The sequence below is a fragment of the Hallella seregens ATCC 51272 genome, assembly GCF_000518545.1.
In the GTDB taxonomy this organism is placed as follows: Bacteria; Bacteroidota; Bacteroidia; order Bacteroidales; family Bacteroidaceae; genus Prevotella; species Prevotella seregens.
Genome location: NZ_JADU01000001.1, coordinates 12792 through 37169, shown reverse-complemented (window position 1 = coordinate 37169; position 24378 = coordinate 12792). Strand labels below are relative to the sequence as shown.

Annotated in this window: 22 protein-coding genes, 5 tRNA genes and 1 pseudogene; 5 read left to right on the top strand and 23 right to left on the bottom strand. The window is 51.2% G+C overall.

What is annotated here, in order from left to right; all coding sequences use genetic code 11:
• Positions 1-33: 33 nt before the first annotated feature.
• From rplL to L888_RS0100125, 16 genes are all read right to left on the bottom strand, one after another.
• Positions 34-414, bottom strand: a complete 381-nt coding sequence (gene rplL / locus L888_RS0100200; RefSeq protein ID WP_005844198.1) for a 50S ribosomal protein L7/L12 — start codon at positions 412-414, stop codon at positions 34-36.
• Positions 415-468: 54 nt separating this feature from the next.
• On the bottom strand, positions 469-993 hold the full coding sequence (rplJ, locus tag L888_RS0100195) for a 50S ribosomal protein L10 (RefSeq protein WP_027951418.1): 525 nt from the start codon (positions 991-993) through the stop codon (positions 469-471).
• Positions 994-1011: 18 nt separating this feature from the next.
• A complete protein-coding gene (gene rplA, locus L888_RS0100190; RefSeq protein ID WP_005844200.1) occupies positions 1012-1704 on the bottom strand; it encodes a 50S ribosomal protein L1 in 693 nt (230 codons plus the stop codon).
• Positions 1705-1731: 27 nt separating this feature from the next.
• The gene (gene rplK, locus L888_RS0100185; protein ID WP_005844201.1) at positions 1732-2169 is read right to left on the bottom strand and encodes a 50S ribosomal protein L11; all 438 of its coding nucleotides are present in this window, start codon (positions 2167-2169) and stop codon (positions 1732-1734) included.
• A gap of 56 nt (positions 2170-2225) precedes the next feature.
• Positions 2226-2774, bottom strand: coding sequence for a transcription termination/antitermination protein NusG (nusG, locus tag L888_RS0100180; RefSeq protein WP_005844202.1), 549 nt, complete (start codon positions 2772-2774; stop codon positions 2226-2228).
• Between the two features lie 12 nt (positions 2775-2786).
• Positions 2787-2978: a preprotein translocase subunit SecE gene (gene secE / locus L888_RS0100175; RefSeq protein ID WP_027951417.1), complete on the bottom strand. Its 192-nt coding sequence runs from the start codon at positions 2976-2978 to the stop codon at positions 2787-2789.
• A gap of 12 nt (positions 2979-2990) precedes the next feature.
• Positions 2991-3066 (bottom strand) — tRNA-Trp (locus L888_RS0100170).
• A gap of 71 nt (positions 3067-3137) precedes the next feature.
• Entirely contained in the window at positions 3138-4343 is a 1206-nt protein-coding gene (tuf, locus tag L888_RS0100165) for an elongation factor Tu (RefSeq protein ID WP_005844206.1), read from the bottom strand.
• 91 nt (positions 4344-4434) lie between these two features.
• A tRNA-Thr gene (locus L888_RS0100160) sits at positions 4435-4506 on the bottom strand.
• Positions 4507-4517: 11 nt separating this feature from the next.
• Positions 4518-4590, bottom strand: a tRNA-Gly gene (locus tag L888_RS0100155).
• A 25-nt stretch (positions 4591-4615) separates the two neighbouring features.
• A tRNA-Tyr gene (locus L888_RS0100150) sits at positions 4616-4698 on the bottom strand.
• 31 nt (positions 4699-4729) lie between these two features.
• Positions 4730-4803, bottom strand: a tRNA-Thr gene (locus tag L888_RS0100145).
• 99 nt (positions 4804-4902) lie between these two features.
• Positions 4903-5205 (bottom strand): ribosome hibernation-promoting factor, HPF/YfiA family, encoded by a 303-nt coding sequence (gene hpf / locus L888_RS0100140; protein ID WP_005844208.1) that lies wholly within the window; start codon positions 5203-5205, stop codon positions 4903-4905.
• 29 nt (positions 5206-5234) lie between these two features.
• The gene (locus L888_RS0100135; protein ID WP_027951416.1) at positions 5235-6116 is read right to left on the bottom strand and encodes a tyrosine recombinase XerC; all 882 of its coding nucleotides are present in this window, start codon (positions 6114-6116) and stop codon (positions 5235-5237) included.
• Between the two features lie 88 nt (positions 6117-6204).
• Positions 6205-6396: a 30S ribosomal protein S21 gene (gene rpsU / locus L888_RS0100130; protein ID WP_005844212.1), complete on the bottom strand. Its 192-nt coding sequence runs from the start codon at positions 6394-6396 to the stop codon at positions 6205-6207.
• A 220-nt stretch (positions 6397-6616) separates the two neighbouring features.
• Positions 6617-8419, bottom strand: a complete 1803-nt coding sequence (locus L888_RS0100125) for an aminopeptidase P family protein (RefSeq protein WP_027951415.1) — start codon at positions 8417-8419, stop codon at positions 6617-6619.
• Positions 8420-8621: 202 nt separating this feature from the next.
• Between L888_RS0100125 and L888_RS0100120 the strand changes: the two genes are divergently transcribed.
• A complete protein-coding gene (locus tag L888_RS0100120) occupies positions 8622-9614 on the top strand; it encodes a malate dehydrogenase (protein ID WP_027951414.1) in 993 nt (330 codons plus the stop codon).
• 121 nt (positions 9615-9735) lie between these two features.
• Here the strand turns inward: L888_RS0100120 and L888_RS0100115 are convergent, their stop codons facing one another.
• From L888_RS0100115 to L888_RS0100100, 4 genes are read right to left on the bottom strand one after another with little or no spacing between them, the layout of a single operon-like run.
• Entirely contained in the window at positions 9736-12156 is a 2421-nt protein-coding gene (locus L888_RS0100115) for a TonB-dependent receptor (RefSeq protein ID WP_027951413.1), read from the bottom strand.
• 55 nt (positions 12157-12211) lie between these two features.
• Positions 12212-13159, bottom strand: coding sequence for a FecR family protein (locus tag L888_RS0100110; RefSeq protein WP_027951412.1), 948 nt, complete (start codon positions 13157-13159; stop codon positions 12212-12214).
• Positions 13156-13737: an RNA polymerase sigma-70 factor gene (locus tag L888_RS0100105; RefSeq protein ID WP_027951411.1), complete on the bottom strand. Its 582-nt coding sequence runs from the start codon at positions 13735-13737 to the stop codon at positions 13156-13158. The genes L888_RS0100110 and L888_RS0100105 overlap by 4 nt, the downstream gene beginning before the upstream one ends.
• A gap of 23 nt (positions 13738-13760) precedes the next feature.
• Positions 13761-14387, bottom strand: a complete 627-nt coding sequence (locus L888_RS0100100; RefSeq protein ID WP_027951410.1) for a hypothetical protein — start codon at positions 14385-14387, stop codon at positions 13761-13763.
• Positions 14388-14637: 250 nt separating this feature from the next.
• On the opposite strand from L888_RS0100100, the gene L888_RS0100095 reads away from it, so the two are divergent.
• Both L888_RS0100095 and L888_RS0100090 read left to right on the top strand, forming a co-directional pair.
• The gene (locus L888_RS0100095) at positions 14638-15480 is read left to right on the top strand and encodes a DUF3737 family protein (protein ID WP_027951409.1); all 843 of its coding nucleotides are present in this window, start codon (positions 14638-14640) and stop codon (positions 15478-15480) included.
• Between the two features lie 4 nt (positions 15481-15484).
• Positions 15485-16651, top strand: a complete 1167-nt coding sequence (locus L888_RS0100090) for a MalY/PatB family protein (RefSeq protein ID WP_027951408.1) — start codon at positions 15485-15487, stop codon at positions 16649-16651.
• A gap of 100 nt (positions 16652-16751) precedes the next feature.
• Here the strand turns inward: L888_RS0100090 and L888_RS0100085 are convergent, their stop codons facing one another.
• Positions 16752-17981 carry a 3-deoxy-D-manno-octulosonic acid transferase gene (locus tag L888_RS0100085; protein ID WP_027951407.1) on the bottom strand — a complete coding sequence of 410 codons (1230 nt, stop codon included), beginning with the start codon at positions 17979-17981 and terminating at the stop codon, positions 16752-16754.
• A gap of 1 nt (position 17982) precedes the next feature.
• Positions 17983-19509 carry a glutamate--tRNA ligase gene (gene gltX, locus L888_RS0100080; RefSeq protein ID WP_027951406.1) on the bottom strand — a complete coding sequence of 509 codons (1527 nt, stop codon included), beginning with the start codon at positions 19507-19509 and terminating at the stop codon, positions 17983-17985.
• Between the two features lie 98 nt (positions 19510-19607).
• Here gltX and L888_RS0100075 point away from each other — a divergent pair, with 98 nt between their 5' ends.
• Together L888_RS0100075 and L888_RS0100070 are read left to right on the top strand one after the other, a co-directional pair.
• Positions 19608-21683, top strand: a complete 2076-nt coding sequence (locus tag L888_RS0100075; protein WP_027951405.1) for an HD family phosphohydrolase — start codon at positions 19608-19610, stop codon at positions 21681-21683.
• 39 nt (positions 21684-21722) lie between these two features.
• Positions 21723-22844, top strand: coding sequence for a PDDEXK nuclease domain-containing protein (locus L888_RS0100070; protein WP_027951404.1), 1122 nt, complete (start codon positions 21723-21725; stop codon positions 22842-22844).
• A 19-nt stretch (positions 22845-22863) separates the two neighbouring features.
• On the opposite strand, the pseudogene L888_RS0100065 reads toward L888_RS0100070, so the two are convergent.
• A pseudogene (locus L888_RS0100065) lies at positions 22864-24171 on the bottom strand (ATP-binding protein).
• Between the last annotated feature and the right edge of the window lie 207 nt (positions 24172-24378).

The window sequence follows — 24378 nt, the reverse complement described above, 5'->3', positions numbered from 1 at the left end:
TGTTTATGTGTATGAATCAGTACAGAGACTGAATTACTTAAGCTCTACCTTGGCACCAGCCTCTTCAATAGCCTTCTTCAGGCTCTCGGCCTCGTCCTTGGAAACGCCTTCCTTGATGGTAGCGGGAGCACCTTCAACGAGAGCCTTGGCCTCTTTCAGACCGAGACCACAAGCCTCCTTCACGGCTTTAACCACCTGAAGCTTTGTAGCACCGATGTCAGTGAGGACAACATCGAAAGATGTCTTCTCCTCGGCTGCGGCAGCAGCACCACCAGCAGCCGGACCGGCAGCCACAGCAACAGCTGCAGCGGCGGGCTCGATACCATACTCGTCCTTCAGGACTGTTGCCAACTCATTCACTTCCTTAACAGTAAGATTTACTAACTCTTCTGCAATAGCTTTTACGTCTGCCATTTTATTCTAAAATTTTATTATTTGCGTTAAAAACAATTTCGACTTTATAAGGATTTACTCAGGACGCTCGCCTAAAGTCTTCAGCACACCATGAATAGTGTTTGCGCCTGACTGGAGTGCAGAAACCACATTCTTTGTGGGAGACTGCAAGAGGGCAACGATGTCTGCAATGACCTCGTTCTTGCTCTTGATAGAAGCCAGCTCGTCAAGCTTGTCAGCACCCACATAGATGCCTTCTTCTGCATAAGCTGCCTTCAGAGAGGGAACACCAGCCTTTTCAACATCCTTATCTTTCAGCAGCTTGGCAGGCAGATTGGCAGTCTCTGCAAAGAGAACAGCTGTATTGCCCTTAAGCACACCATAAAGATCGGAGAAATCAACATCAGAAGCTTCAAATGCCTTGTGGAGAAGTTTGTTCTTCACAACAACCATCTTGATCTCCTGCTTGAAACACTTGCGGCGAAGTGAACTCGTAGCCTTTGCATTCATTCCAGTAACGTCTACCAGATAAAAATGAGGATACTTCTTCAGCTTCTCACCAAGGTCAACAATAATAGTATCTTTTACTTCTTTCTTCATTTTACCAAACTTTTGGAGTTATTCAACTGATTTAGGATCAATCTTAATACCCTTACTCATCGTACTTGAAATAAAGATACTCTTCAGGTATGTACCCTTGGCTGCGGCCGGCTTCAGGCGAATGATTGTATTGATAAACTCCTTGGCATTGCCATAAATCTGTTCAGTAGTCATAGAGACCTTACCGATAGAAGAATGGATAATACCAGCCTTGTCTACCTTGAAATCAATCTTACCCTGCTTTACCTCCTTGACGGCTTTGGCTACATCCATGGTCACCGTACCGCTCTTGGGGTTAGGCATCAAACCGCGAGGACCGAGGAAACGGCCCAACGGGCCCACTTTGCCCATGCAAGATGGCATCGTAATGATCACGTCAATGTCAAGCCAGCCACCCTTAATCTTGTCGATATATTCATCAAGACCCACGTAATCAGCACCAGCTTCCTTAGCAGCGGCCTCCTGATCAGGGGTACAGAGCGCGAGCACACGTACGGTCTTACCAGTTCCATTGGGCAGAGAAACCACACCACGAACCATCTGGTTAGCCTTGCGCGGATCCACTCCCAAGCGCACATCAATATCAAGAGAAGCATCAAACTTGGTGGTGGTAATTTCCTTCACCAACTCTGCAGCCTCTTTCAACGTATATGTCTTCCCTGCTTCAACCTTCTCAGCTACTGATTTCTGATTTTTTGTCAGTTTACTCATTTTACTTACTTAAATTGAAGTTTAATATTATTCAGGGAAGTCCCCTTTAACCGTGATACCCATACTACGAGCAGTACCAGCAACAAGTTTCATGGCACTCTCTACAGTAAAGCAGTTCAAATCTGTCATCTTATCCTCGGCTATTGCCTTAACCTGTTCCCAGGTCACAGAGGCAACTTTCTTACGGTTGGGCTGACCAGAACCAGACTTTACCTTAGCGGCTTCTTTCAACTGAATAGCTGCAGGAGGAGTCTTGATTACGAAGCTGAATGACTTGTCTGTGTAGTAAGTGATAACAACTGGCAATACCTTGCCGGCCTTATCCTGGGTACGGGCGTTGAACTCTTTGCAAAATCCCATAATGTTGATACCCTTAGAACCCAATGCAGGGCCTACGGGTGGCGAGGGATTTGCAGCGCCTCCTTTAATCTGTAATTTGATTAATCCAGCAACTTCTTTAGCCATTTCTTTCTAAATATAAATAAATGTAACGTATAAAAAGTACAGAAAGCCCGTAACAACTACTCTGCAACTTTTTCGACTTGCATAAAACCAAGCTCCAACGGAGTCTTACGTCCGAAGATCTTGACCATGACTTTCAGTTTACGCTTCTCCGGATTGACTTCTTCAATCACACCTTCAAAGCCTGAGAACGGACCGTCCATCACCTTCACTGTCTCATCAAGAACGTAAGGAATTGACACTTCGTTATCAATCTCACTTTCTTCCGCAGCACCAATCATACGATTAATCTGCGACTGAGGCACTGGGTTCGGGTTATCCAAGCCACCAAGAAATCCTAAGCAGTTAGGCATAAAACGCAACGTTGCAGCCACGTCACCCACAAGCTCTGCCTGAACAAAAATATAGCCGGGAAGAGAAATCTTCTCTTTCTCAACTCTCTTTCCGTTACGGACAGCAGCATGCTTCTCCATGGGTATCAACACCTGGAAAACATGATCAGCAAGTAACGTGTTATGCTTCAATTCAGCCTCGATGTATTCTTTCAACTTAGCTTCCTTTCCGCTAACTGCACGCATTACGTACCAGTTCTTTCCTGTTTCAGCCATTTTCTTGATGAATTAACCTGGGTAAACGATTCCCATCAGGTTCTTGAACACGAAATCCATTGCGAACACAACCAATGCGATGACAAGGGAAGCAGATAATACAATCATCGCACTATGAGTAAGTTCGACACGAGTCGGCCAAGTAGTATTATGCGCAAGTTCGTCGTAACTATTCTTGCAATAATTTACTATTTTCTTAAGCATATTATCTTTTTTTGGCACGGGTTGAAAGACTCGAACTCTCGACACCTGGTTTTGGAGACCAGTGCTCTACCAACTGAGCTAAACCCGTAAGAAAGTCTCCGTAACCGCAGTTGCGGAGACCCTTATATTTGAGCTTTACTTTGCTCTCATATTAGCTTGTTAAGCCTCTTTCACATCATCGAGGATTGCCGTAATCTGGCCAGAGCCTACCGTACGACCACCCTCACGGATTGCAAAACGAAGACCCTCATTCAAGGCGACACGATAAATCAGAGTAACTTCAATCTCAACGTTGTCACCAGGCATTACCATGTCTACGCCAGCAGGAAGAGTAATTTCACCTGTGCAGTCCATGGTGCGAAGATAGAACTGAGGACGATACTTGTTGCCGAACGGAGTGTGGCGACCGCCTTCTTCTTTCTTCAGAACGTAGATAGAAGCCTTGAAGTGATCGTGAGGAGTGATAGCACCCGGATGCACGACAACCATACCACGCTTTACCTCCTCCTTGTCGATACCGCGGAGAAGAAGACCTACGTTGTCACCAGCCTCACCCTCGGGAAGAGTCTTACGGAACATCTCAACACCTGTGATAACCGATTTCTTGTCTTCACCAAGACCAAGTAGCTGAACCTCATCGCCAATGTGACACTTACCTGTCTCAATACGACCTGTAGCAACCGTACCACGACCTGTGATAGAGAACACATCCTCAACAGGCATCAAGAAAGGCTTGTCAACCTCACGCACCGGCTCCTGGATCCAATTGTCAACAGTATCCATCAGCTCCATCACGCTATCCTGCCACTTTTGCACACCGTTCAGTGCACCAAGTGCAGAACCTACGATGATAGGAGTATCTTCCTCGTAACCATAAGAGGTAAGCAGGTCGGTAACATCCATCTTCACGAGGTCGATCATTTCCTCATCAACTTCAGGGTCATCACACTTGTTCAAGAAGACAACCAGACGGGGAACGTTTACCTGACGGGCGAGCAACACGTGCTCACGAGTCTGAGGCATAGGACCATCAGTAGCAGCTACCACAAGAATAGCACCGTCCATCTGGGCAGCACCAGTTACCATGTTCTTCACATAGTCGGCGTGACCCGGACAGTCCACGTGCGCATAGTGACGCTTTGCCGTCTCATACTCAATATGGGCCGTATTAATGGTAATACCACGCTCTTTTTCCTCCGGAGCGTTGTCAATCTGATCGAAAGACTTCACATCCTCACCAGTGCCCAGACGCTCGTGCAGCGTCAGAGAGATGGCAGCAGTCAGAGTAGTCTTACCATGGTCCACATGACCAATTGTACCAATGTTAACATGCGGTTTGGTGCGCACGTACGTCTCTTTAGCCATAGCTTTACTTTTTTATTATAATAAATTAAATAATCAATGAATGATACCAGTTTTTCTTCCGTGCTATTTTATTATAGGACAAGAAGCAAAGAGCTGTAACTGAGAGTTGAACTCAGGACCTCTTCCTTACCAAGAAAGTGCTCTACCACTGAGCTATTACAGCAAAACATTTTGAGCGGAAAACGGGGCTCAAACCCGCGACCCCCAGCTTGGAAGGCTAGTGCTCTATCAACTGAGCTATTTCCGCAATTTCCATCTTCCATAGAAAGAAGTGGGTGGTGATGGATTCGAACCACCGAAGGCAAGAGCCAGCAGATTTACAGTCTGCCCCATTTGGCCACTCTGGTAACCACCCTTTTTTCTCAACAATGTCTCCCATACAGAGGAGCCTCTTGTCGGATTCGAACCAACGACCCCGAGATTACAAATCACGTGCTCTGGCCAACTGAGCTAAAGAGGCGTATCCTGCAGCCACTTGCGACTTGTCTTAGGACTCGTTGTAAAACGGCTGCAAAGATACTACTTATTTTTTTATCCCCAAAACTTTTCGAGGAAAATTTCAATGGCTTCTCAATTTTTCCTTGAATTTCTCAAGTTGCACACGCATCGCGTCGACACACTGGTCGACCCCCTCCTCAAACGTATCACATGTCTTCGCTACAAAGAGCGGGTTCCCGCCTGGTACGGTAACCGACATGCTGGTTTCTTTATTTAATGCAGTGGCAGGCTTGACAACTTTTAATTGCACCTCTACTTTCCGAATGTCTTCAAATGATTTTTCCAACTTGGCGGTCTTCTTCTCGATGAACGCCTGCAATTTCTCAGTAGTGTCGAAGTGAATCGACTGGATCTTAATTTCCATAGTTACCTCCGTTGTTTTAAAGGTTAGACTCACGCCCTCGGATGGGCATCTTGATATACTCGCTTCAACTGCTCAAAGGTGGTATGAGTATATATCTCCGTCGTAGAGACACTCTCATGTCCCAGCAGCCGCTTGACGCTTTCTATAGTTGCACCGTGATTGAGCATTGCCGTGGCAAAAGTATGACGCAACACATGGGGCGACAATTTTTTTAATGTACAAGCCCCCGCAAGCCGTCGTTTAACTTCAGAACGCACCTGGGACTGCGACATTCTCCGGCCTCGACTCGTCAAGAAGAGCGCATCGTCCAATGACTCCACTTCGCTATCTCGCACTTGGATAAGATGAGACAATGCCTCACTCAATTCTTCTCCAAAAGGTATGATGCGCTGCTTGTTCCCCTTGCCAGTTACCTTTAACTGACGACCAGTCCAGTCAATGTCTCCATCGGTCAAACCTATCAGCTCTGACAACCGAACACCTGTCTCGTAAAACGTCATAATAATAGTACGATCGCGCACATCTACATAATCCGTTCCCCAAGCAGTCTCGTCCAGCAATCTGTCCATGTCGTTCTCTTTCAAGAACAGTGGCAAAGGCTTCTCCCTTTTGGGAGCCTCAATACCATGGGCAGGGTCTTTGTCTATCAAATGGCGAACCAGCGCAAAATGATACAGAGAACGCAAAGCTGACAGGCGCCGATTGACACTTGCAGCCCGGTTTCCCCGATCCATCATGCTCTCCATCCAGTCCCGAATGACATCGCCATCCACAGACTCCCAAGAGATCTGTCCGTTCAAATTCTTGAAGAATCTCTCAAAAGCCCGCAGATCATCCGCGTAGTTTTTCACTGTCAACGGAGAACGACGAAGCTCATACCGCAGATAGTCCAAGAATCCTTCAATCATCATCTGGCGTTGCATCCATCTCGTTTACACGATGTTTCTGGCAACGAAAATACAGAAATTAATTTAAACTACCAAATTTTCCGGGGAAAAATTACTCTTCCTCGCGACGCAGTTTCTGTACGTAGATAGCGTGTTCCATCTTCAAGCGCTTCAAGACAGAAGGCTTGTCGAACTGCTGACGTGCACGGAGTTCTTTCACGACACCAGTCTTTTCAAACTTTCTTTTGAACTTCTTGAGTGCTCTTTCGATGTTCTCACCATCCTTAACGGGTACAATAATCATTTTGTCTTGGTTTTAAAATTTTATGATGTAACTTGGCGAAAGGGTATAACGCCACTATTCGCGACTGCAAAATTACGGCTTATTTTTCTAACAACCAAATATTTAGCGGCTTTTATCATACATCGCGTAACAAGCAGCAGCCGGACACAAGCCACAACATTTGCTTCCAACAAAGACCTACACCTTATTATATATAAGTAAACGACCCTACTCTGTATGACTACATCCCAGATTCACTTCTGCAGATTTTCCGTGTTGCCCCTTTCAGCCATGCCTGTTCCTCAACATCAAGGTGTGGGGCTAGTTCTGCATACACCCGGTCATGGTACCAATTGATCCAATCGATCTCCTCTGGCAACAGTTCGTTCAAATTGATTGGTGCAATATCAATAGGGCAAAGTGTAAGCGGTTCAAACTGCAGGAACGAGCCGAATTCCGTCTCTTTAAAGAACGTAACAAGCAGCATGTTCTCCGTGCGCACGCCAAATCGTCCAGCCAAATAGAGCCCCGGTTCATCGGTCACAGTCATGCCGGGCTGCAAAGGCGTTGGTTTGTATTCCATACGAATCTGGTGAGGACCTTCATGCACATTCAGGTAGGAGCCTACACCATGACCCGTACCATGCAGATAATTCAGCCCCTCGTGCCACATGGCCGCACGTGCCAGCGCGTCCAACTGTGTGCCACAAGCCCCGGCTGGAAACTTGCAGAGTTGCAATTGAATGTGCCCTTTCAGCACCAACGTATAGACATGGCGCTCCTCTGCCGTGAGTGGCCCCAATGCTATGGTGCGGGTAATATCCGTCGTTCCATCTTGGTATTGCGCGCCACTGTCGAGCAGCAGTAGTCCACGAGGGGCCAAAGGCATATCCGTTTCGGGAGTTGCCTCATAATGCACGATAGCGCCATGAGGGCCATACCCTGCAATGGTATCGAAGCTGACACCGCGGAAAAGAGGCTGTTCTGCGCGCAGAGATGTGAGCTTCCGATCTATCGACCGTTCTGTCTGCCCTCCAGCCTCCACAGCCGGCTTGAGCCATTTCAGGAATTTCACCATCGCCACTCCGTCACGCAGCATAGCCCGACGAAATCCCTGAATTTCCACCTCGTTCTTCACAGCTTTCATCTCCGGGATGGGTGATGTCCCACGCACCACTTTCGCCCGCCCGCTCACCTGAGAAAGCGTATAGTTGGTTTCTTCTGGATCGAGCAGAATATTATATGCAAAGTAATTTTTCAATCCCTGAACCACCTCCTCATAAGCAGCCGTCTGCACACCCTCTACTGCCAAATAAGCCTCCACTTTGGGTGTCAGTTTGCTTAACGGACAGTACAAGACGGTTTCTTCTGGGCTGATGAGCAAATAGCTCACCACCACAGGGTTACAATGCACATCGTCACCGCGCACGTTCAGCGTCCAGGCAATATCATCCAGTGCCGACACCAGCATACCGTCAATATGTCGTTTGCGCAAAGCCTGGCGAATGCGTGCAAGTTTCGATCGGGCCGATTCCCCAGCATATTCCATGGGTTGTATCTCTATCTTGCCTTTCGGAATCTGAGGACGGTCTTTCCAGATAAAGAACAACGGATCAAAGTTGGTGCGCACTGTGATGCCACCCTGTTGACGCAATTCTTCGGCCAAACTCTCTACGCGCTCTGCCGAATTCACCATACCGTCCATACCTACCACAGCCCCATTATACTCTTTCAACTGCTGGCCGAGCCAATCAGTAATGGTGGGAGTACCCGGTACTTTCTGTTTCATCAATTGAAACTCTGTTCCCTGGAGCTGTTCGGCAGCAGCAAGAAAATAACGGCTGTCGGTCCACAAAGCTGCAGAACACATGGTCACAACCGCCGTACCAGCCGACCCATTGAACCCACTGATCCACTCGCGTCCTTTCCACCGGTCTGGAACGTACTCACTGTTGTGCGGGTCGGTACTCGGAAACACAAAGGCATCTATTCCTTCACGCCGCATCACCTCCCTCAAATCAGATAATCTTTGCTCTATATTCATTAGACTTTTATTTTGTAAGACAGACATGACAAAGGTAGCGATTTTAAGAATAAACAACAAATTAAACAGGAAATAAATCTCGCTTTTGCTCGATTTTATTGTAACTTTGCATACGTAGCAGATGTGTATAACAACACGTCCACAGCACATTGTCCAGACAATAGCAAAACATCTTTAAAACATTTAAATATACTAAGTAGTTATGAAGTTCTTAACAAACGAGAAGCTCGTCATCGTCGGTGCCGGCGGTATGATTGGTTCCAACATGGTTCAGACTGTCCTCACACTCGGTCTGACTCCCAATGTTTGTCTGTACGACATCTATGAACCGGGGGTTCATGGCGTGTTCGACGAAATGGAGCAGTGTGCCTTTCCAGGTGCCAACTTGTCCTACACCGTTGATGCCGCCGAAGCTTTCACAGGTGCCAAATACATCATTTCTTCCGGTGGTGCTCCCCGTAAGGAGGGTATGACTCGCGAAGATCTGTTGAAAGGCAATTGTAAGATTGCTGCCGACTTCGGTGAGAACATCAAGAAATACTGCCCCGATGTGAAGCACGTGGTAGTGATCTTCAACCCTGCCGACGTGACGGCCCTCACTGCACTGATTCACTCCGGACTGAAGCCCAACCAGCTCACCTCTCTTGCTGCCCTCGACTCTACCCGTCTGCAGCAGGCTCTGGCACACGAGTTCGGCGTACAGCAAGACAAAGTGACCGGTGCCCATACCTTTGGTGGCCATGGCGAGCAGATGGCCGTATTCGCTTCTCAGGTAAAGATCGACGGCAAGCCCCTGTCGGAGATGAATCTGTCGGAGGAGCGTTGGGCGGAGATCAAGCACAACACCGTTCAGGGCGGCTCGAACATCATCAAGCTCCGCGGCCGTAGTTCTTTCCAAAGTCCTGCTTACAATGCTGTGAAGATGATCGAAGCAGCCATGGGTGGTGAAAAGTTCACTCTGCCGGCAGGCTGCTATGTGAACGACGACAAGCTCGGCTTCCACAATGTGATGATGGCCATGCCTACTACCATTGATGCCACAGGCGTACACTATACAGAGCCAACAGGCACAGCCGAGGAAATGGCAGAGCTCAAGGCTTCTTACGAACACCTCTGCAAGATGCGCGACGAGATTGTCAGCCTTGACATTGTTCCCACCGTTGCTGACTGGAAGAAAGACAACGCCAATCTCTAAGCTCGGTTCTGCAGGTTCCACAACTCTAACATTCAGCTGCCGCGTGTTTCCTCATAGGAACACGCGGCAGCTCGTTTCTTTTCTATTCTTATCAAAAATTCCACACGACCATCCACTCACATCAGAAACGGAATGTCACTGTACCAAAGGGAACACAATGGTTTCTGATTTTAACTGAGAAATAGAAGAACATATCTTCTTCCGAGGGATTGCCCACGATATTGTAGAGTCCTGCGCGTAGCAGCAGTTTGGACCGGCGGAACTCCTTGCGCCAGGAATAGCTGGCATCAAGACGATACCGCAGAGGGTCACGCAGAGAACGGGAACCGGACAACTGGAAGCCGTCCTCATCCCAACTTTCGCCCAAAATGCGTCCAGAATGCAAGTTGCCGCCTACTGTAACAAGCGATCCCCGTCCCACATTGTAAGACACGGCTCCGTTGAGCACATGTGGAACATCGTAGGCTGCCGGCATGCGTCCCCGTTCACGCAATTCGTCGAACCACTCGCGGCTTTGCGAGAGCATATAGGAGAGCTGCCAGCCCAGCCGCCGCCAATGATCGTAATAATAGAAACTCGTCCCATAGCTCTCGCCCGTGCCAGCCATGACGTAGTTAGCCCAGTTGCTGTCCTCAATATAGGCATTGGGGCGCAAGGCCAACACATGGGCACGCCGCTTGTAATAGGCCGAGAGCTCCAGGATGCCCCTGGCCGTGTAGTGTTTCCAGCCCAGTTCCACATGAGTGCCCGTAGTGGGACCGAAAGTTCCGATACTGGGCATCACAAAATCAAACGGTGTGACAATCTCGCTCACACGGATGTGATGGAAAAACTGTTCCATACGCGATACGCAGCCGTAAACCAAATCGGCATCGCCCAGCGACGCTTTCAGTGAGAAACGTGGCTGCACACTGTTGTAGCTTCGGTTGTGACGTGGCATGTAACGCACGTAATTGAGCCCCACCTGTGCATAGAGCCATGGGGCAACACGTACACGGTTGTCATAGAAAAGGGCAAGTTGCATCGTGGGTTGCCAGCGGCTGGTATCAACCCGTCCAAAAGACGTGAGCTCATAGCGCTGAAGGTCGCCTTTGAGTCCCCAGCGCATGGTATAGAATGTTCCAGGCATATAGGTAAACTCCGTATTCACATAAATACTTTGGATACGGTTGCGAATATTGCCCCCCGAGGTGGGGTTTTCGTCTTCATCGAAGTAGTCGTTGGTGTTGGCCCGAGTGGTATGGCGCGAATAGGCCACCGAAGCCGTAGTACTCACCTTGCGCATCAGTAGCGTGTTGAAGCGCAGTGCATAGAGCTGATTGTTCCAGTGGAGCATGGAGTTGCGCTGACGCTCACCAGGGGCCCGATAGTCGTCCACCGAGTTGTAAGCCGAAAGGCTGAGCGTGGTCACAGAGTCGAGGTCGCACGAAAGCTTCACATTTTCATCGTGGAAACTGTGGTTCATACGGTCTTCGGAAGATACAGCCTCATCAAAAAAATCGAGCCAACTGTGCCGCCCTGCCACAAGATAGGACAGCCGGTTCTTCAGGATCGGCCCCTCAAGCACGGCCGAGGCCGACGGCATGTCGAGCGAGAGTGTATTGGAAAAGGTCTGCTTGTTGCCATCCCGCAGGTGCACATCGGTCACCGAGGAGAGACGGCCTTCATACTGGGTAGGAATGAAGCCGTTGTAAAACGACACACTTTTCACTGCGTCGCCATTGAAGAGCGTCAGCATGGAATTAATATGACCAGGATTGTAGACCGGAAATCCGTCAAGCAAGAAGAGGTTCTCGTCAGTGGACCCACCAGCCACACTGAAGTCCATATTGGCCGAAGAGGCCGACACGCCGGGCAGAATGCGTATCTGGGAGAAAAGGTCGGCATTGCTGAACGAAACCATGTTCGACGGTGCCACCTCGTCCATTTCCTCCATGCTCTTACGTCGTTTCACATGCACCGCCTTCACCTCGAAAGGAACTGGCTTCAATGCCAAGGAAAGCATACGGTTTCCGTCCACTGTCAACACACGTTCCTCAGGCGCATAGCCCACATAGCTCACCGCCACACGTACTGTGCCGCGTGCCACCCCCACGTTGAAAGTTCCATCGTGATCAGTAACAGCATAGGTTCGACGCCCCCCTGCATCAGTCACCGTCACCGTGGCTCCCATTAGGTGCTCCTGCGTGCCTTGTTCACGCACGGTACCAGTCAGATCGTAGAGGCGAGGGCCGAGCACTTGGATGAGCAGCTTGCGGCCGGGCATGGGCAGCAGCTTGTAATCATAATCGGCCAGCACCATGGACAGCAAACGACCCACGGTGACCATTCCCGTTACCGTACAGCTCATACGTCGATCCATGTCAAGCAATCCGGAGTTGTAGGCCAGCACCATCTTCCCCTCCCGCTCCACACGAGCCAGCCAAGAACGCAACGTAGCCGAGGAGGCCTCCACATGGAGGGTCTCCTCGGCTATGCTGTGCTGGGCCGAGACAGATAGCGGGACAAGCAACAGAAAGAGGAAGAGAATATACTTCCTCAAAGGTCTGTCTGTGTGCGGTCTAAACTCCGTCATTACGAAAAATCATCTATCCGTATCAATGCAGACGGTATCTGAGCGGCGACACTGAGTCGCAACGACATCCGCAAAGCAGGGCAAACTCGCGCAAGGCCTGCATGGGTGTCGTCACCTGCATGTGGGTCGTCACCCGATTGACAGCCGACACACTTGGCTCTACCGTGATTTGCACATCGAGTGCACGCGCCACCTCCTCGACAGCATCGCGGATAGGCGTATTGTCAAAGTCGAACACATGGGGGGTATCTTTCCGAGATTCGGCCTGTTGCTTGTGCCTCATGCGACCCTGCTCCATCTGCACCTGCTCACCCCGTGTGAGCACCAATGTCTGCCTGTGGGCTGTCACCTGTACACGGCCTGTTGTCACACTCACATGTGCCCGGTCGACATCGGTGGCATCCACCGTAAACGATGTACCCAGCACTTCCACTCTCAGCTCACCGGCTTTCACACGGAAGGTCCGCCCACTGTGAATCACATCGAAGAAGGCTCTGCCCCGCAATTTCACTTGTCGGCCGTAGGATTCGGATGTCTCGGCGTATTCGGCCGAAGACGACGGGGCCAGCCTCATCAACGACCCGTCGGGCAGGGTCACCGTGGTGTCGCGCGAGTTTTCATTGACATAGCACAGCCCCTTGTCTGCCGCAATGCTGCGGTAGGCCCAGAAACCCATGCCCACAAACAGCAGCAACGAGGCTGCCACTGCCAGCAACGGATAGAGCCTATGCAACCCGGCACGATGTTCTGCCTCGCCCAGTCGCGACTCCACCTGCTGCCAGGCCCGGTCGGTGTCTACCTGAAGTGCAGGGGCATCGTCGGGCAGGGCCGAGAGCAGGGTGTCTATTTTGTGAAACTCGTCCCCGTTGTCAGCCTTGTAGGCTTCGAGTTCGGCACGCTCATCATTCGTAAGGGCTTCGCCCGAGAAATGGCGGCCCAGAATGGCATCTATGTTCTGTAAAGTATTCATAGGGCAGTAGAGATAAAGAGTAAGGGAAGATTGCTATAAAATAAGGTGGCAAGAAGCATAGCCACGGCATGGGTGGCTGCATAGGCCCGGATGATTTTGAAAGCCTTGCCCATGTGATTCTCAACGGTCTTTTCCGACACGTTAAGAGTCATGGCTATCTCCCGGTACTTCATCTTTTGCAGTTTACTCATCATGAAGACATCACGACATTTGGGCGGCAGGGCTGCCAGCACCTCATCAAGCAGCAACGCATAATCGGTAGTTTCCGTCTCCATAGGCGACTGTTCAACGGTTTGCTCGGCCATACAGACTGCCCGTTCTTCCATCGATACCGTTTCCATACGCTGGCGGTGGCGTAGCAGCGTAATACAGTTGTTGCGTACGGCTTTGATAAAATAGGCCGCCAGTTCGTCGTCAGGCAGATTGTCTTTTCCGCGGTTCCACACACTGACGAAAAGTTCCTGCACCACATCTTCGCAGTCGGCTGCATCGGCGAGATACCCGTGTGCCGTGCTACACAGCACCGGGTAATATCGCTGAAACAGTTGCTTGAAACGTTCTTTCCGTGGAGTCTCCATGAGCTTGTTTTGTGTTCTACGGCTTAAAACTTCAGACTGACACCGGCCGTCAGGAAGCCTTTGTAGCCCAGTCCGGCCTCGACAAAGCCACCAATGCGATCGTTGCCCAAGCGCACGGCAATCGGGTTCACCTGGAAAGCAAAGTCCGCCGAGGTCTTGGCCTTTGTATTAGCATGGGCCTTTCCTGCTTCAGTAAGCCCTTTCTCCTTGGTACTGGTAAAGTCCACGCCGACGGCTGCCGAGCCATAGAGTTCTACGATACCTTTTTTAAAGTACACCATCTCGGCCACAGGCATCACCATGAAGTTGAGCTGCGTCTCCTTGATGTCCTTCTTCTTGCTGCCTGAATAGTCGTACTTGCTGGACACCGATGCAAAACCAAGGTCAAGACCCAAGCGGAACCGACTGAGCTGATAACGGTAACCTAAACCGATAACACCGCTCGACACCTCGTCGGTACGCGTGGTTCCCGTAAGGGCATCGCCCAGTCCGATTCCCCAGAAACTGGCAGTACCAAGGGTAAGTCCGTCGCTGTAACCGATGCGGAACTCGTGACGGTTGTCTGTCGTATACTTGCCGATCGACTGTGCGCGAACCTGACCCAGCCCTGCTACCAAGCACAAAGATAGTGCAAAAACTTTGATTTTCATGTGATTTACGTTTTATTTCTTGTTGATTATTCTTTAGACACACCCATTCTTAGGGGCATTTCTATCCTAATAACCTCCAATTGGTAAAAACCCCTACGAGGCAACATGCCTATCTGAAAGTTTTTCCAACTTTTTATTCAGCTCACAACGTTTTGGCATCATCTTTGCGCTGTGGTTTGATGAAATGGAGATTATCAATACAAATCATCAAAGAGCCTTCTGTATGGCAGGGGCAAAGCATCAACAAGCAATGGAAATTATCAAAGACAAGAAGTATGGAGGCGAGCGACCTCTGTTTGGCGCCAGGCAGGTGCGTCTGGAGAATATAGAGATTACAGACGGCGAGTCAGGCATCAAGTGCTGCGAAGACTTGGAGTGCGACAACTCCCGTTTCTACGGCAAATATCCCTGGTGGCACGTAGACCGCAGCCTCATCACCAACTGTTACTTTGCCGAGAGTAGCCGTTCGGCCATCTGGTACAGCAATGATATGGTGATGAAAGACTCCGTCATCGACGGCCCGAAGTTCTTCCGTGAGATGAAGAACCTCTCGCTGGAGCGGGTCAAAATCAATGATGCTGACGAAACTTTCTGGCGTGTAGACGGACTGAAGCTCAAGGATGTGGAACTTCACGAAGGCACCTATCCTTTCATGTTCTCCAAGAACATCTATGTGGACGGACTGGTGAGCGATGCCAAATATGTATTCCAGTACTGCAAGAACGTAGAGGTTCACCATGCCAAGATTACGACCAAGGACTCGTTCTGGGAGTGCGACAATGTGGCAGTCTACGACTCTGAGCTCAATGGCGAGTATTTGGCTTGGCACAGCAAGAATGTGAAACTCGTGCGCTGTCACATCGGTGGCGAGCAACCGCTCTGCTATATGGATCATGTCGTGCTCGAAGACTGTACTTTCGATACCGAGTGCGACCGTGCCTTTGAGGACAGCACAAACATCCAAGCCGACATCCGCGGGGCCATCACCAACATCAAGAACCCTGTCTCGGGCACCATTGTGGCCGACGAGATCGGTTCTGTCACCTACGACGAGTATGCCAAAGGGCACGACTGTCACATCCAAACCCGCTGATACCATGGCCACACAACCTTTCGATCAGATCATCAACCGCCGTCACACAGGCTCCTACAAATGGGATTCCATACCCGAGGATGCCCTGCCGCTCTGGGTGGCGGACATGGACTTCCAGGCTGCTCCACCCATTCGCCGGGCTCTGGCCGAGCGTGTGGCCCATGGCGTTTTCGGTTACACCCAGATAGACGAGAGCTACTACGAGGCCATCATCTCGTGGTTCCATCGCCGACACCAGTGGGACATCCGGCGTGACTGGATACTTTATACCAGCGGCGTGGTGCCCGCCATCAGTTGCTGCATCAAGGCACTTACTCTCCCGGGCGAGCGCGTGCTGGTACAGACTCCGGTCTACAATTGCTTTTTCTCCTGCATTCGCAACCAAGGATGCGAACTGGCAGAAAACGAGTTGCACCGCGAAGGCGACTCCTATACCATCGACTGGGACGACTTCGAGAGCAAGTGTTCCGATGAGAAGACCACCATGTTTCTGCTCTGCAACCCGCACAATCCCGCCGGACGCGTATGGACGCGCGAAGAATTGGAGCGCATGGGGACAATATGCGCACGCCACCACGTGCACGTCATCAGCGATGAGATTCACTGCGAACTCATCATGCCGGGGCACACGTTCACGCCCTTTGCCGCCGTGAATAGCCGGAACCGCGACATCTGTATCACCCTCAACTCACCCTCCAAGAGTTTCAATACGGCCGGGCTGCAGATAGCCAACATCGTCTGCAGCGACAGCGAGACACGCCGGCGCATCGACCGTGTCATCAACATTTACGAGGTGTGCGACGTGAACCCATTCGGCCCCGTGGCTCTCAAGGCGGCCTACAACGAGAGCGAAGACTGGCTCGACGCTCTCAACGCCTATATCCATGTCAACTACGAGACGCTCAAACACTTCCTGGCCAACCGTCTGCCGCAACTACGGCCGGTTCGCCTCGAAGGCACCTATCTGGCTTGGGTGGACATTTCGACTCTCGGACTGACAAGCGACGAGGCTGCCAAACGACTGCTCCACGAGGGCAAGGTGCTTGTGAGCAGCGGCACGCTCTACGGGCAAAAGGCCGGCGAGGGCTATCTGCGCATCAACCTGGCCTGCCCCCGCGAACTGCTCCACCAAGGTTTGGAGCACATGGCAGAGGTCTTCGCCACAAAATAATCCCGGACATCCGTTCCTACACACGAGCCCCCTTGGACTGAAAGTTCCAAGGGGGCTCGTGTGTAGGGGCGGGCTCTGCACCCACAACCGACTGTATGCCTCAGCGCAATGCAGCAATGTGCGAGAGCACTCCAGACGTAGCACCGGCCCTGCTCTTGACAAACTCACCGGCCGCCTCGCCGCTACGCTGCAGACTACCGGCATCGGCGTCAAACCGATTCATCAACCTAACAAAGTCGTCCCCACCCTGTATCTCAAAGCCTCCACCCGTCCGAATCAGGTCCTGGGCCTCCTGGAAATGTTTGTTGTTGGGCCCGAAAATCACGGGAATACCCCATACGGCGGCCTCCAACACATTGTGAATACCCACGCCGAAACCGCCACCCACATACGACACGCTGCCATAATGATAGATGCTCGACAACAGGCCGAAGCAGTCGATAATCAGGCAGTCGGCCTCATGCACATCCACTTCCGTGGCTTCCGAGTAGCGCACGGCCTTGCCGTTGAACCGCGCCAGAATCTGCCGAAGGTGGTCTTCGCCTATCACATGGGGAGCAATGATGAGCTTCCAGTCTCGGTGAGCATTGAAGTAATCTATGAATATCTCCTCGTCGGGCGGCCACGACGACCCCGCCACAAACACCATGGGGGTGTCCTTGCCTACGAAAGCCTCGACCATCGGCAGCCGCTTGCTGGCCTCCTTGATTTGCAGGACACGGTCGAAGCGCGTGTCCCCGACCACCGTAACCTCGTCAATGCCTATCTTGTGGAGCAGCACGCGGCTCTCCTCATTCTGCACGAAGAAATGGGTAAAGCAGTGAAGCACCCGGCCATAACGGCGGCCATACCAGCGAAAGAATATCTGGTCGGGCCGGAATATGCTCGACACGCTATAGACGGGCACGCCACGATGACGCAGGATGTGCAGATAGTTGTACCAAAACTCGTACTTGATAAAGAAAGCCATCTCCGGGCGCACCAGCCGCAGGAAGCGGCGGGCATTGGCTACGGTGTCGAGCGGCAGGTAGCAACAGATGTCGGCCGCCTCGTAATTCTTGCGCACTTCGTAGCCCGATGGCGAGAAGAAAGTGAGCAACACCTTGTACTCCGGATGCTCCCGACGAATTTGCTCGATGAGCGGACGGCCCTGCTCGAACTCGCCGAGCGAGGCAGCATGGAACCATACATATCGCGCCTGCGGGTCAACACGCTGCTGCAAGATACGGAAAGCCTCGTGTTCGCCCCTCCACATCTTTCGCACTTTTCGGCTGAACAGGCTGGCCACCCATACGCCAAACGTATAGAGACAGATGAAAACCTGATACATATTACTCGCCTTTGGGCAAAGCCTCGATGGCACGCTTCAACCGACAGATGGTCTCCTCCTTTCCGAGGAAAGCAGAAATGTCGAACATGCCGGGGCCTTTGCCGACACCCACAAGGGCCAGCCGGAAAGCATTCATCACATCGCCGAGCTTATAGCCTTTGTCCTCGACCCATTTCATCACCACGGGCTCCTGCCCTTCAATGGAGAAGTCGTCGATGCCCTGCAGCACGTCGGCCAGTTCGGCCATCTGCTGTCCGGAGAAGGCTTTCCAGCGTTTCTTCACGGTCTTCTCGTCGTAGGCGGTGGGGGCTATGAAGAAGAACGAACACAGGGGCCACAGTTCCTTGACAAAGCTCACACGGTCTTTCATCAGATGCACCACGAGCTTTACGCGCTCGAACGTCTCGTCCACACCATTGTTGGCCACGATGGCGGCAAACTCACGAGCTATCTCGTCGTCCGACTTGCGCAACATATATTCATGGTTGAACCATATCCCTTTCTGATAATCAAACTTGGCACCGCTCTTGGAGCACTTGGTGATGTCGAAAGTCTCGACCAGTTCGTCCAGACTGAACAACTCCTGCTCGGTGCCGGGATTCCAGCCCAGCAGGGCCAGGAAGTTGACCACAGCCTCGGGAAAATAGCCGCTCTCGCGATAGCCCGAGCTCACCTCGCCTGTCTTGGGGTCGTGCCATTCCAGCGGAAACACCGGGAAACCCAGCCGGTCGCCGTCGCGTTTGGAGAGCTTGCCCTTGCCCTCCGGCTTCAGCAGCAAGGGCAGATGGGCAAACCGCGGCATCGTGTCGTCCCAGTCGAAAGCCTGGTAGAGCAGTACGTGGAGCGGTGCGCTGGGCAACCATTCCTCACCACGAATCACGTGGGTAATCTCCATCAGATGGTCGTCCACGATGTTGGCCAGGTGGTAGGTGGGCAGTTCGTCGGCACTTTTGTAGAGCACTTTGTCGTCCAGAATGTCGCTCTTCACACGCACGTCGCCGCGAATCATGTCGTTCACGTGGATTTCCTGCCCGGGCTCCACCTTGAAGCGCACGGTGAACTGCGCACCGTCGGCAATCAGAGCCTCCCATTCGCTGCGCTCCATGGTGAGCGAATTGCGCATCTGCTGGCGGGTCGAGGCATCATATTGGAAGTTCTGCACCTCGGTGCGCTTCTGTTCCAGCTCCTCGGGTGTGTCGAAAGCGTAGTAGGCCTTGCCGGCATCCAGCAGCAGCTTCACATATTCCTTATAGATGTCCCGGCGCTCGCTCTGGCGGTAAGGACCGTGGCTGCCGCCGAAGCTGACACCCTCGTCGAACTGGATGCCCAGCCAGCGGAACGACTCCAGAATATATTCTTCGGCCCCGGGCACAAAGCGATGAGAGTCGGTGTCTTCAATGCGGAACACCAGTTCACCGCCATGCTGACGGGCAAAAAGATAATTGTAAAGCGCAGTACGCACGCCGCCAATGTGCAAAGCACCAGTCGGGCTGGGTGCAAAACGCACCCTGACTTTTCTTTCTGACATGCTTATAAAAACTTATTTTGTGCAAAATTAATACATTTTTTCGGCTTTGCCGTATTTTTTTAGTATTTTCGCAAGGTAAACCAGAAGATAAGACGGAAATGAGATTTATCGAACAGTTCAGCCACAGCAGGGAGCACTATTGGCGCAATTTCTTCACGCGCGGCACCCTCGTACTGGTCACCACGCTGCTCATTGTGTGGTTCCTGCCCCGCAGCGAGGGCCGTCAGTTCACCTACGAAGTGGGCGAACCTTGGCACTACAACACCATCATTGCCAAATACGACTTCCCCATCTACAAGACCGAGGAGGCTCTGGCCAAGGAGAAAGACTCGTTGCTGCGTCAGTTCCAGCCTTACTACAACTACGACAATCAGGTGGAGACGAACGAAATCAACAAGTTCCGCCATGACTTCGCAGACGGCATCCCCAACGTGCCGGCCGGCCTTGCCGCCATCATCATAGACCGACTGCACCGCCTCTACCAAGCCGGCATCATGGAGACGCCCAATTACAACAGCATCATCCGCAACGACACGACGAGCCTGGTACGTGTCATCTTCGGCAAAAATGCCGAGAGCATCCAAATCAACTGCATCTACTCCACCATGTCGGCTTATGAGCAACTGCTCTCTGATCCCGACTTGGCCTCCGAGCGCACGGCCCTGCAGCGAATCAATCTGAACAATTACATCGAGCCCAACCTGATTTACGACAAGCCCATCTCCGAGACAGCCAAGAACGATTTGCTCAGCGGCATATCGCCTGCAAGCGGCATGGTGATGAGCGGACAGAAGATTATCGGCATGGGCGAGATGGTAACCGACTACAATTACCGCGTGCTCAACTCCTTTGAAAAGGAGATGCAGCGGCGCAGCGCCTCCCAGGCGCAGCTCACCAACAACTTCATCGGCAACACCATCTACGTGTTGCTCTTCGTACTGCTCTTCACCATTTATCTGGCTCTTTTCCGCAAAGACTACTTCGACAAGCCGCGCAGCATCACCATGGTCTACACGCTCATCACCGTGTTCCCCATTCTGGTGTCGCTCATGATGCAGCACAGCTACTTCAACTTTAGCGTCTACATTCTGCCCTTTGCCTTTGTCCCTGTGTTCGTGCGCGTGTTCCTCGACTCGCGCACCTCGTTCATCACTCACATGACCACCGTGCTCATCAGTGCGGCGGCCGTGCGCTTCCAGTTTGAGTTCATCGTCATGCAGACCGTGGCAGGGCTCGTGGCCATCTACTCGCTGCGCGAAATGTCGTCGCGCGCACAGGTGTTCCGCACCGCCCTCATGGTGTTTTTGGCCATGAGTCTCACCTATTTCACGCTGAAACTCATGCAGAGCGTCGAAGAATTTACACTCGACACCAGCATGTACTACCACTTCCTCATCAACGGCGTACTGCTGTTGCTGGCCTATCCGCTGATGTTTCTCATCGAAAAAGCCTTTGGCTTCGTGTCGGCCATCACGCTCATCGAACTATCCAACACCAACAAGGGGCTGCTGCGCAACCTCAGCGAGGTGGCCCCCGGCACCTTTCAGCACTCCATCACCGTGGGCAACCTGGCCTCAGAAATTGCCAACAAGATTGGGGCCAACAGCACCCTTGTGCGCACGGGCGCCCTGTACCACGACATCGGCAAGATGGTCAACCCGGCCTTTTTCACCGAGAACCAGCAGGGCGGCGTCAACCCGCACGACAACCTCACCGACAAGGAGAGTGCGCGTATCATCATCAGTCATGTGGCCAACGGCGTGAAACTGGCCGAGGAGGCCAACCTGCCGGTCATCATCCGCGACTTCATTCTCACCCATCACGGGCACGGACTGGCCAAGTATTTCTACATCAAGTATCAGAACGAGCACCCCGACGAAATTGTCGACAAGGAGCTGTTCACCTATCCCGGCCCCAACCCCTACACGCGTGAACAGGCCATTCTCATGATGGCCGACACGTGCGAGGCCGCGTCGCACTCGCTCAAGGAGTACACCGAGGAGAACATCAGCTCCCTCGTGAACAAGCTCATCGACCAGCAAGTGGCCGACGGCAACTTCAAGGAATGCAAGATCACGTTCTACGACATTGCCGTGGCCAAGCAGGTGCTCATCGACCGTCTTAAAGCCATCTACCACACCCGCATCCAATATCCGGCCAGCCGCAAGGCGTAAGCTGCCGGCGGGCAAATCACAATGAAACAACAAAAATATATGAATAAATCTATCAACATTGTAGATAAAGAATATCAACTATGGATAAGGAGACTGTGCAAGCGTTACCGTCAGAGCCAAATCAAGGCTGCTATCAAAGTTAACGAAGAGATGCTTCGTTTCTATTGGGAACTGGGCAGAGACATTGTGGCCTTACGCATAGAGAAACGCTGGGGTGAGAAAGTAATAAGTCGCTTGGCCGTCGACTTGAAAGATTCCATGCCTGATATGAGCGGACTGACACAGCGCAATATCTACTATTGCAAGCAGTTCTTCCTGCTCTATCATCCGATAATGACAAGTTTGCCCCAAGCTGGGGCAAAAACAACCAAGGGCAATATGCCCCAAGCTGGGGCAAAACTTCAAGAAGGCATTTTCTGCGTGCCTTGGGGGCATCACAAAATACTGATAGACAAGTGTTCTGAAAATCCTGAAAAGGCCGTTTTCTATGTATTGCAAACAGTAGAAAAGGGTTGGAGTCGTTCTCTGTTACTCAACGCCATATCGTCCAATCTCTACGAGCGACAGGGCAAAGCATTGACCAATTTCAAGAATACACTGCCCTCTACCGACAGCAATTTGGCACAGGAACTCACCAAAGACCCTTACAACTTTGCATTTACAGGAGTTGCCAAGCCTTACAACGAGCGAATACTCAAAGATGCTTTGCTGAACAATATCACTCGGTTTCTCACAGAGTTGGGTACAGGATTCGCCTATGTGGGCAAGGAATATCAGTTGGAAATAGGCAACACAGAGAATTTCGTTGACTTACTTTTCTACAATCTTAAACTGTCTTGCTATGTAGTTATAGAGGTCAAAATCGGCAAGTTCTCTTTCCCTGACATCGGACAGTTGGGAGGATATGTCGTTGCATGCAATCACATTCTACGCAGGGAGGGGCGCGACAATCCAACCATAGGTTTGCTCATCTGCAAGGAAAAAGACAAAATACAAGCACAATTCGCCTTGGAATCAAGCAGCCAACCGATAGCCATATCCGAGTACGACCTTGAGAAATTCTATCCTGAGACATTAGAGGGAACAATGCCTACCATCGAAGAAATTGAGGCAAAATTGATTGAAAGAACAAAAAATGAAGATTGCGTTAATACATTATAGATATACCACCATACTATTATCAGCCTTTCACAAAGGCGTACTTGAGCATGCCATACAGGGGCACGTTCTCCATCCAACTCTGGTCAACGTATCCTTTCATCGAGAGACGGAGGCCCTTCAAACGGGCATCGGGATGATTGTCAATATAAGTTTTCATGGAGCGTGCACGGACGTTCTCTTCGGCCTTAACCTCAATCGGGATAACTCTTTCCGCGGTTTGGACAACAAAATCTATTTCCGCAGGGCTTGTATCATTGCTCCAATAATAAGCGGTCAACCCCATTGAGGCTAGCTGCTGCAAGACAAACTGCTCGGAAAAAGAGCCTTTGAACTCTCTAAAGACGTTGCTTCCTATCAGCATTTCTCTGGCAGGAGCATCCGCCATACAGCCAAACAGGCCGCAATCGAGCAGAAAAACCTTGAAAGCACTCGGATCTTCATAGAACTTCACAGGCGACAGAATCTCTTTCACGCGGCTTACTTTGTGAATGATCCCTGCATCAATGAGCCATTGTATGGCCAGCTCATAGTCTTTCGCGCGTGCTCCCTGCCTGACAACTCCATAGACAAACTTCTTGTTTTCCTTGGCCAACTGCGAGGGAAGGCTGGCCAGCACTTGCCCGATACGGACATTCTCCGTTTTGGAACTATGCTTGGATATATCGTTGCGATAGGCTTCCAGAATGTTTTGCTGAAGTCGTCGCACCTCTGCCAAATCATGATGCTCGACGAAGCGTGAGACAACCTCGGGCATTCCACCCACAAAATAATAGTAGCGAAGCTGCTCTATGAACTTGGATGCAAACATATCCATCATTTTCCAGTCGCCTTGACGAAGAATCTGCAACAATGCTTCTTCGCCGTTTGCCTCCAAAAACTCCTCAAAGTCCATGGGATGGACGGACATCATATCCACCTTGCCGACAGGAAACGAGTCGCCCTGGTGAAGCGTAATGCCCAGCAGGGAACCTGCGGCCATTACATGATATTCGGGCGCATTCTCCTGAAAATACTTCAAGCTGTGCAGTCCACGTAGCACCTCCTGTATCTCATCGAAGACCAACAGCGTTTTGCCCGGCTCCGGTTTGACTCCCGATATAGCCTGTACGGCAAACAGAATGCGCTCAATGCTATAATCGTCGGTGAACAAACCCTTGGCCAAAGGCTCTGCATCGCAGTTGATATAGGCAACCGATTCGTAGCACTCCATGCCAAACTCCCTCATGAGTCACGTCTTTCCTACCTGGCGTGCACCAAGGAGAAAGAGCGGTTTCCGCTCCGCACTTGCTTTCCATGCTTGTAGTCGTTCCAATGCTTTCCGCTTCATATTCAGCTGATTTTAAAGCAAAATTACATTTTTTCGAGGATAAAAACAAGGAAAAACCACACTTTTTAGAGGATACAAATGCTATTTTTCTACATTTTTTCGAGGATAGCAAAGAACGTAAGGACCGCCGGTGCTTCCCCGAAAAGGAGAAAAACGGGGAGCGTGCAGCCCTCGCCAACCGTTCATGCCCCAACGATAACAAGGTGC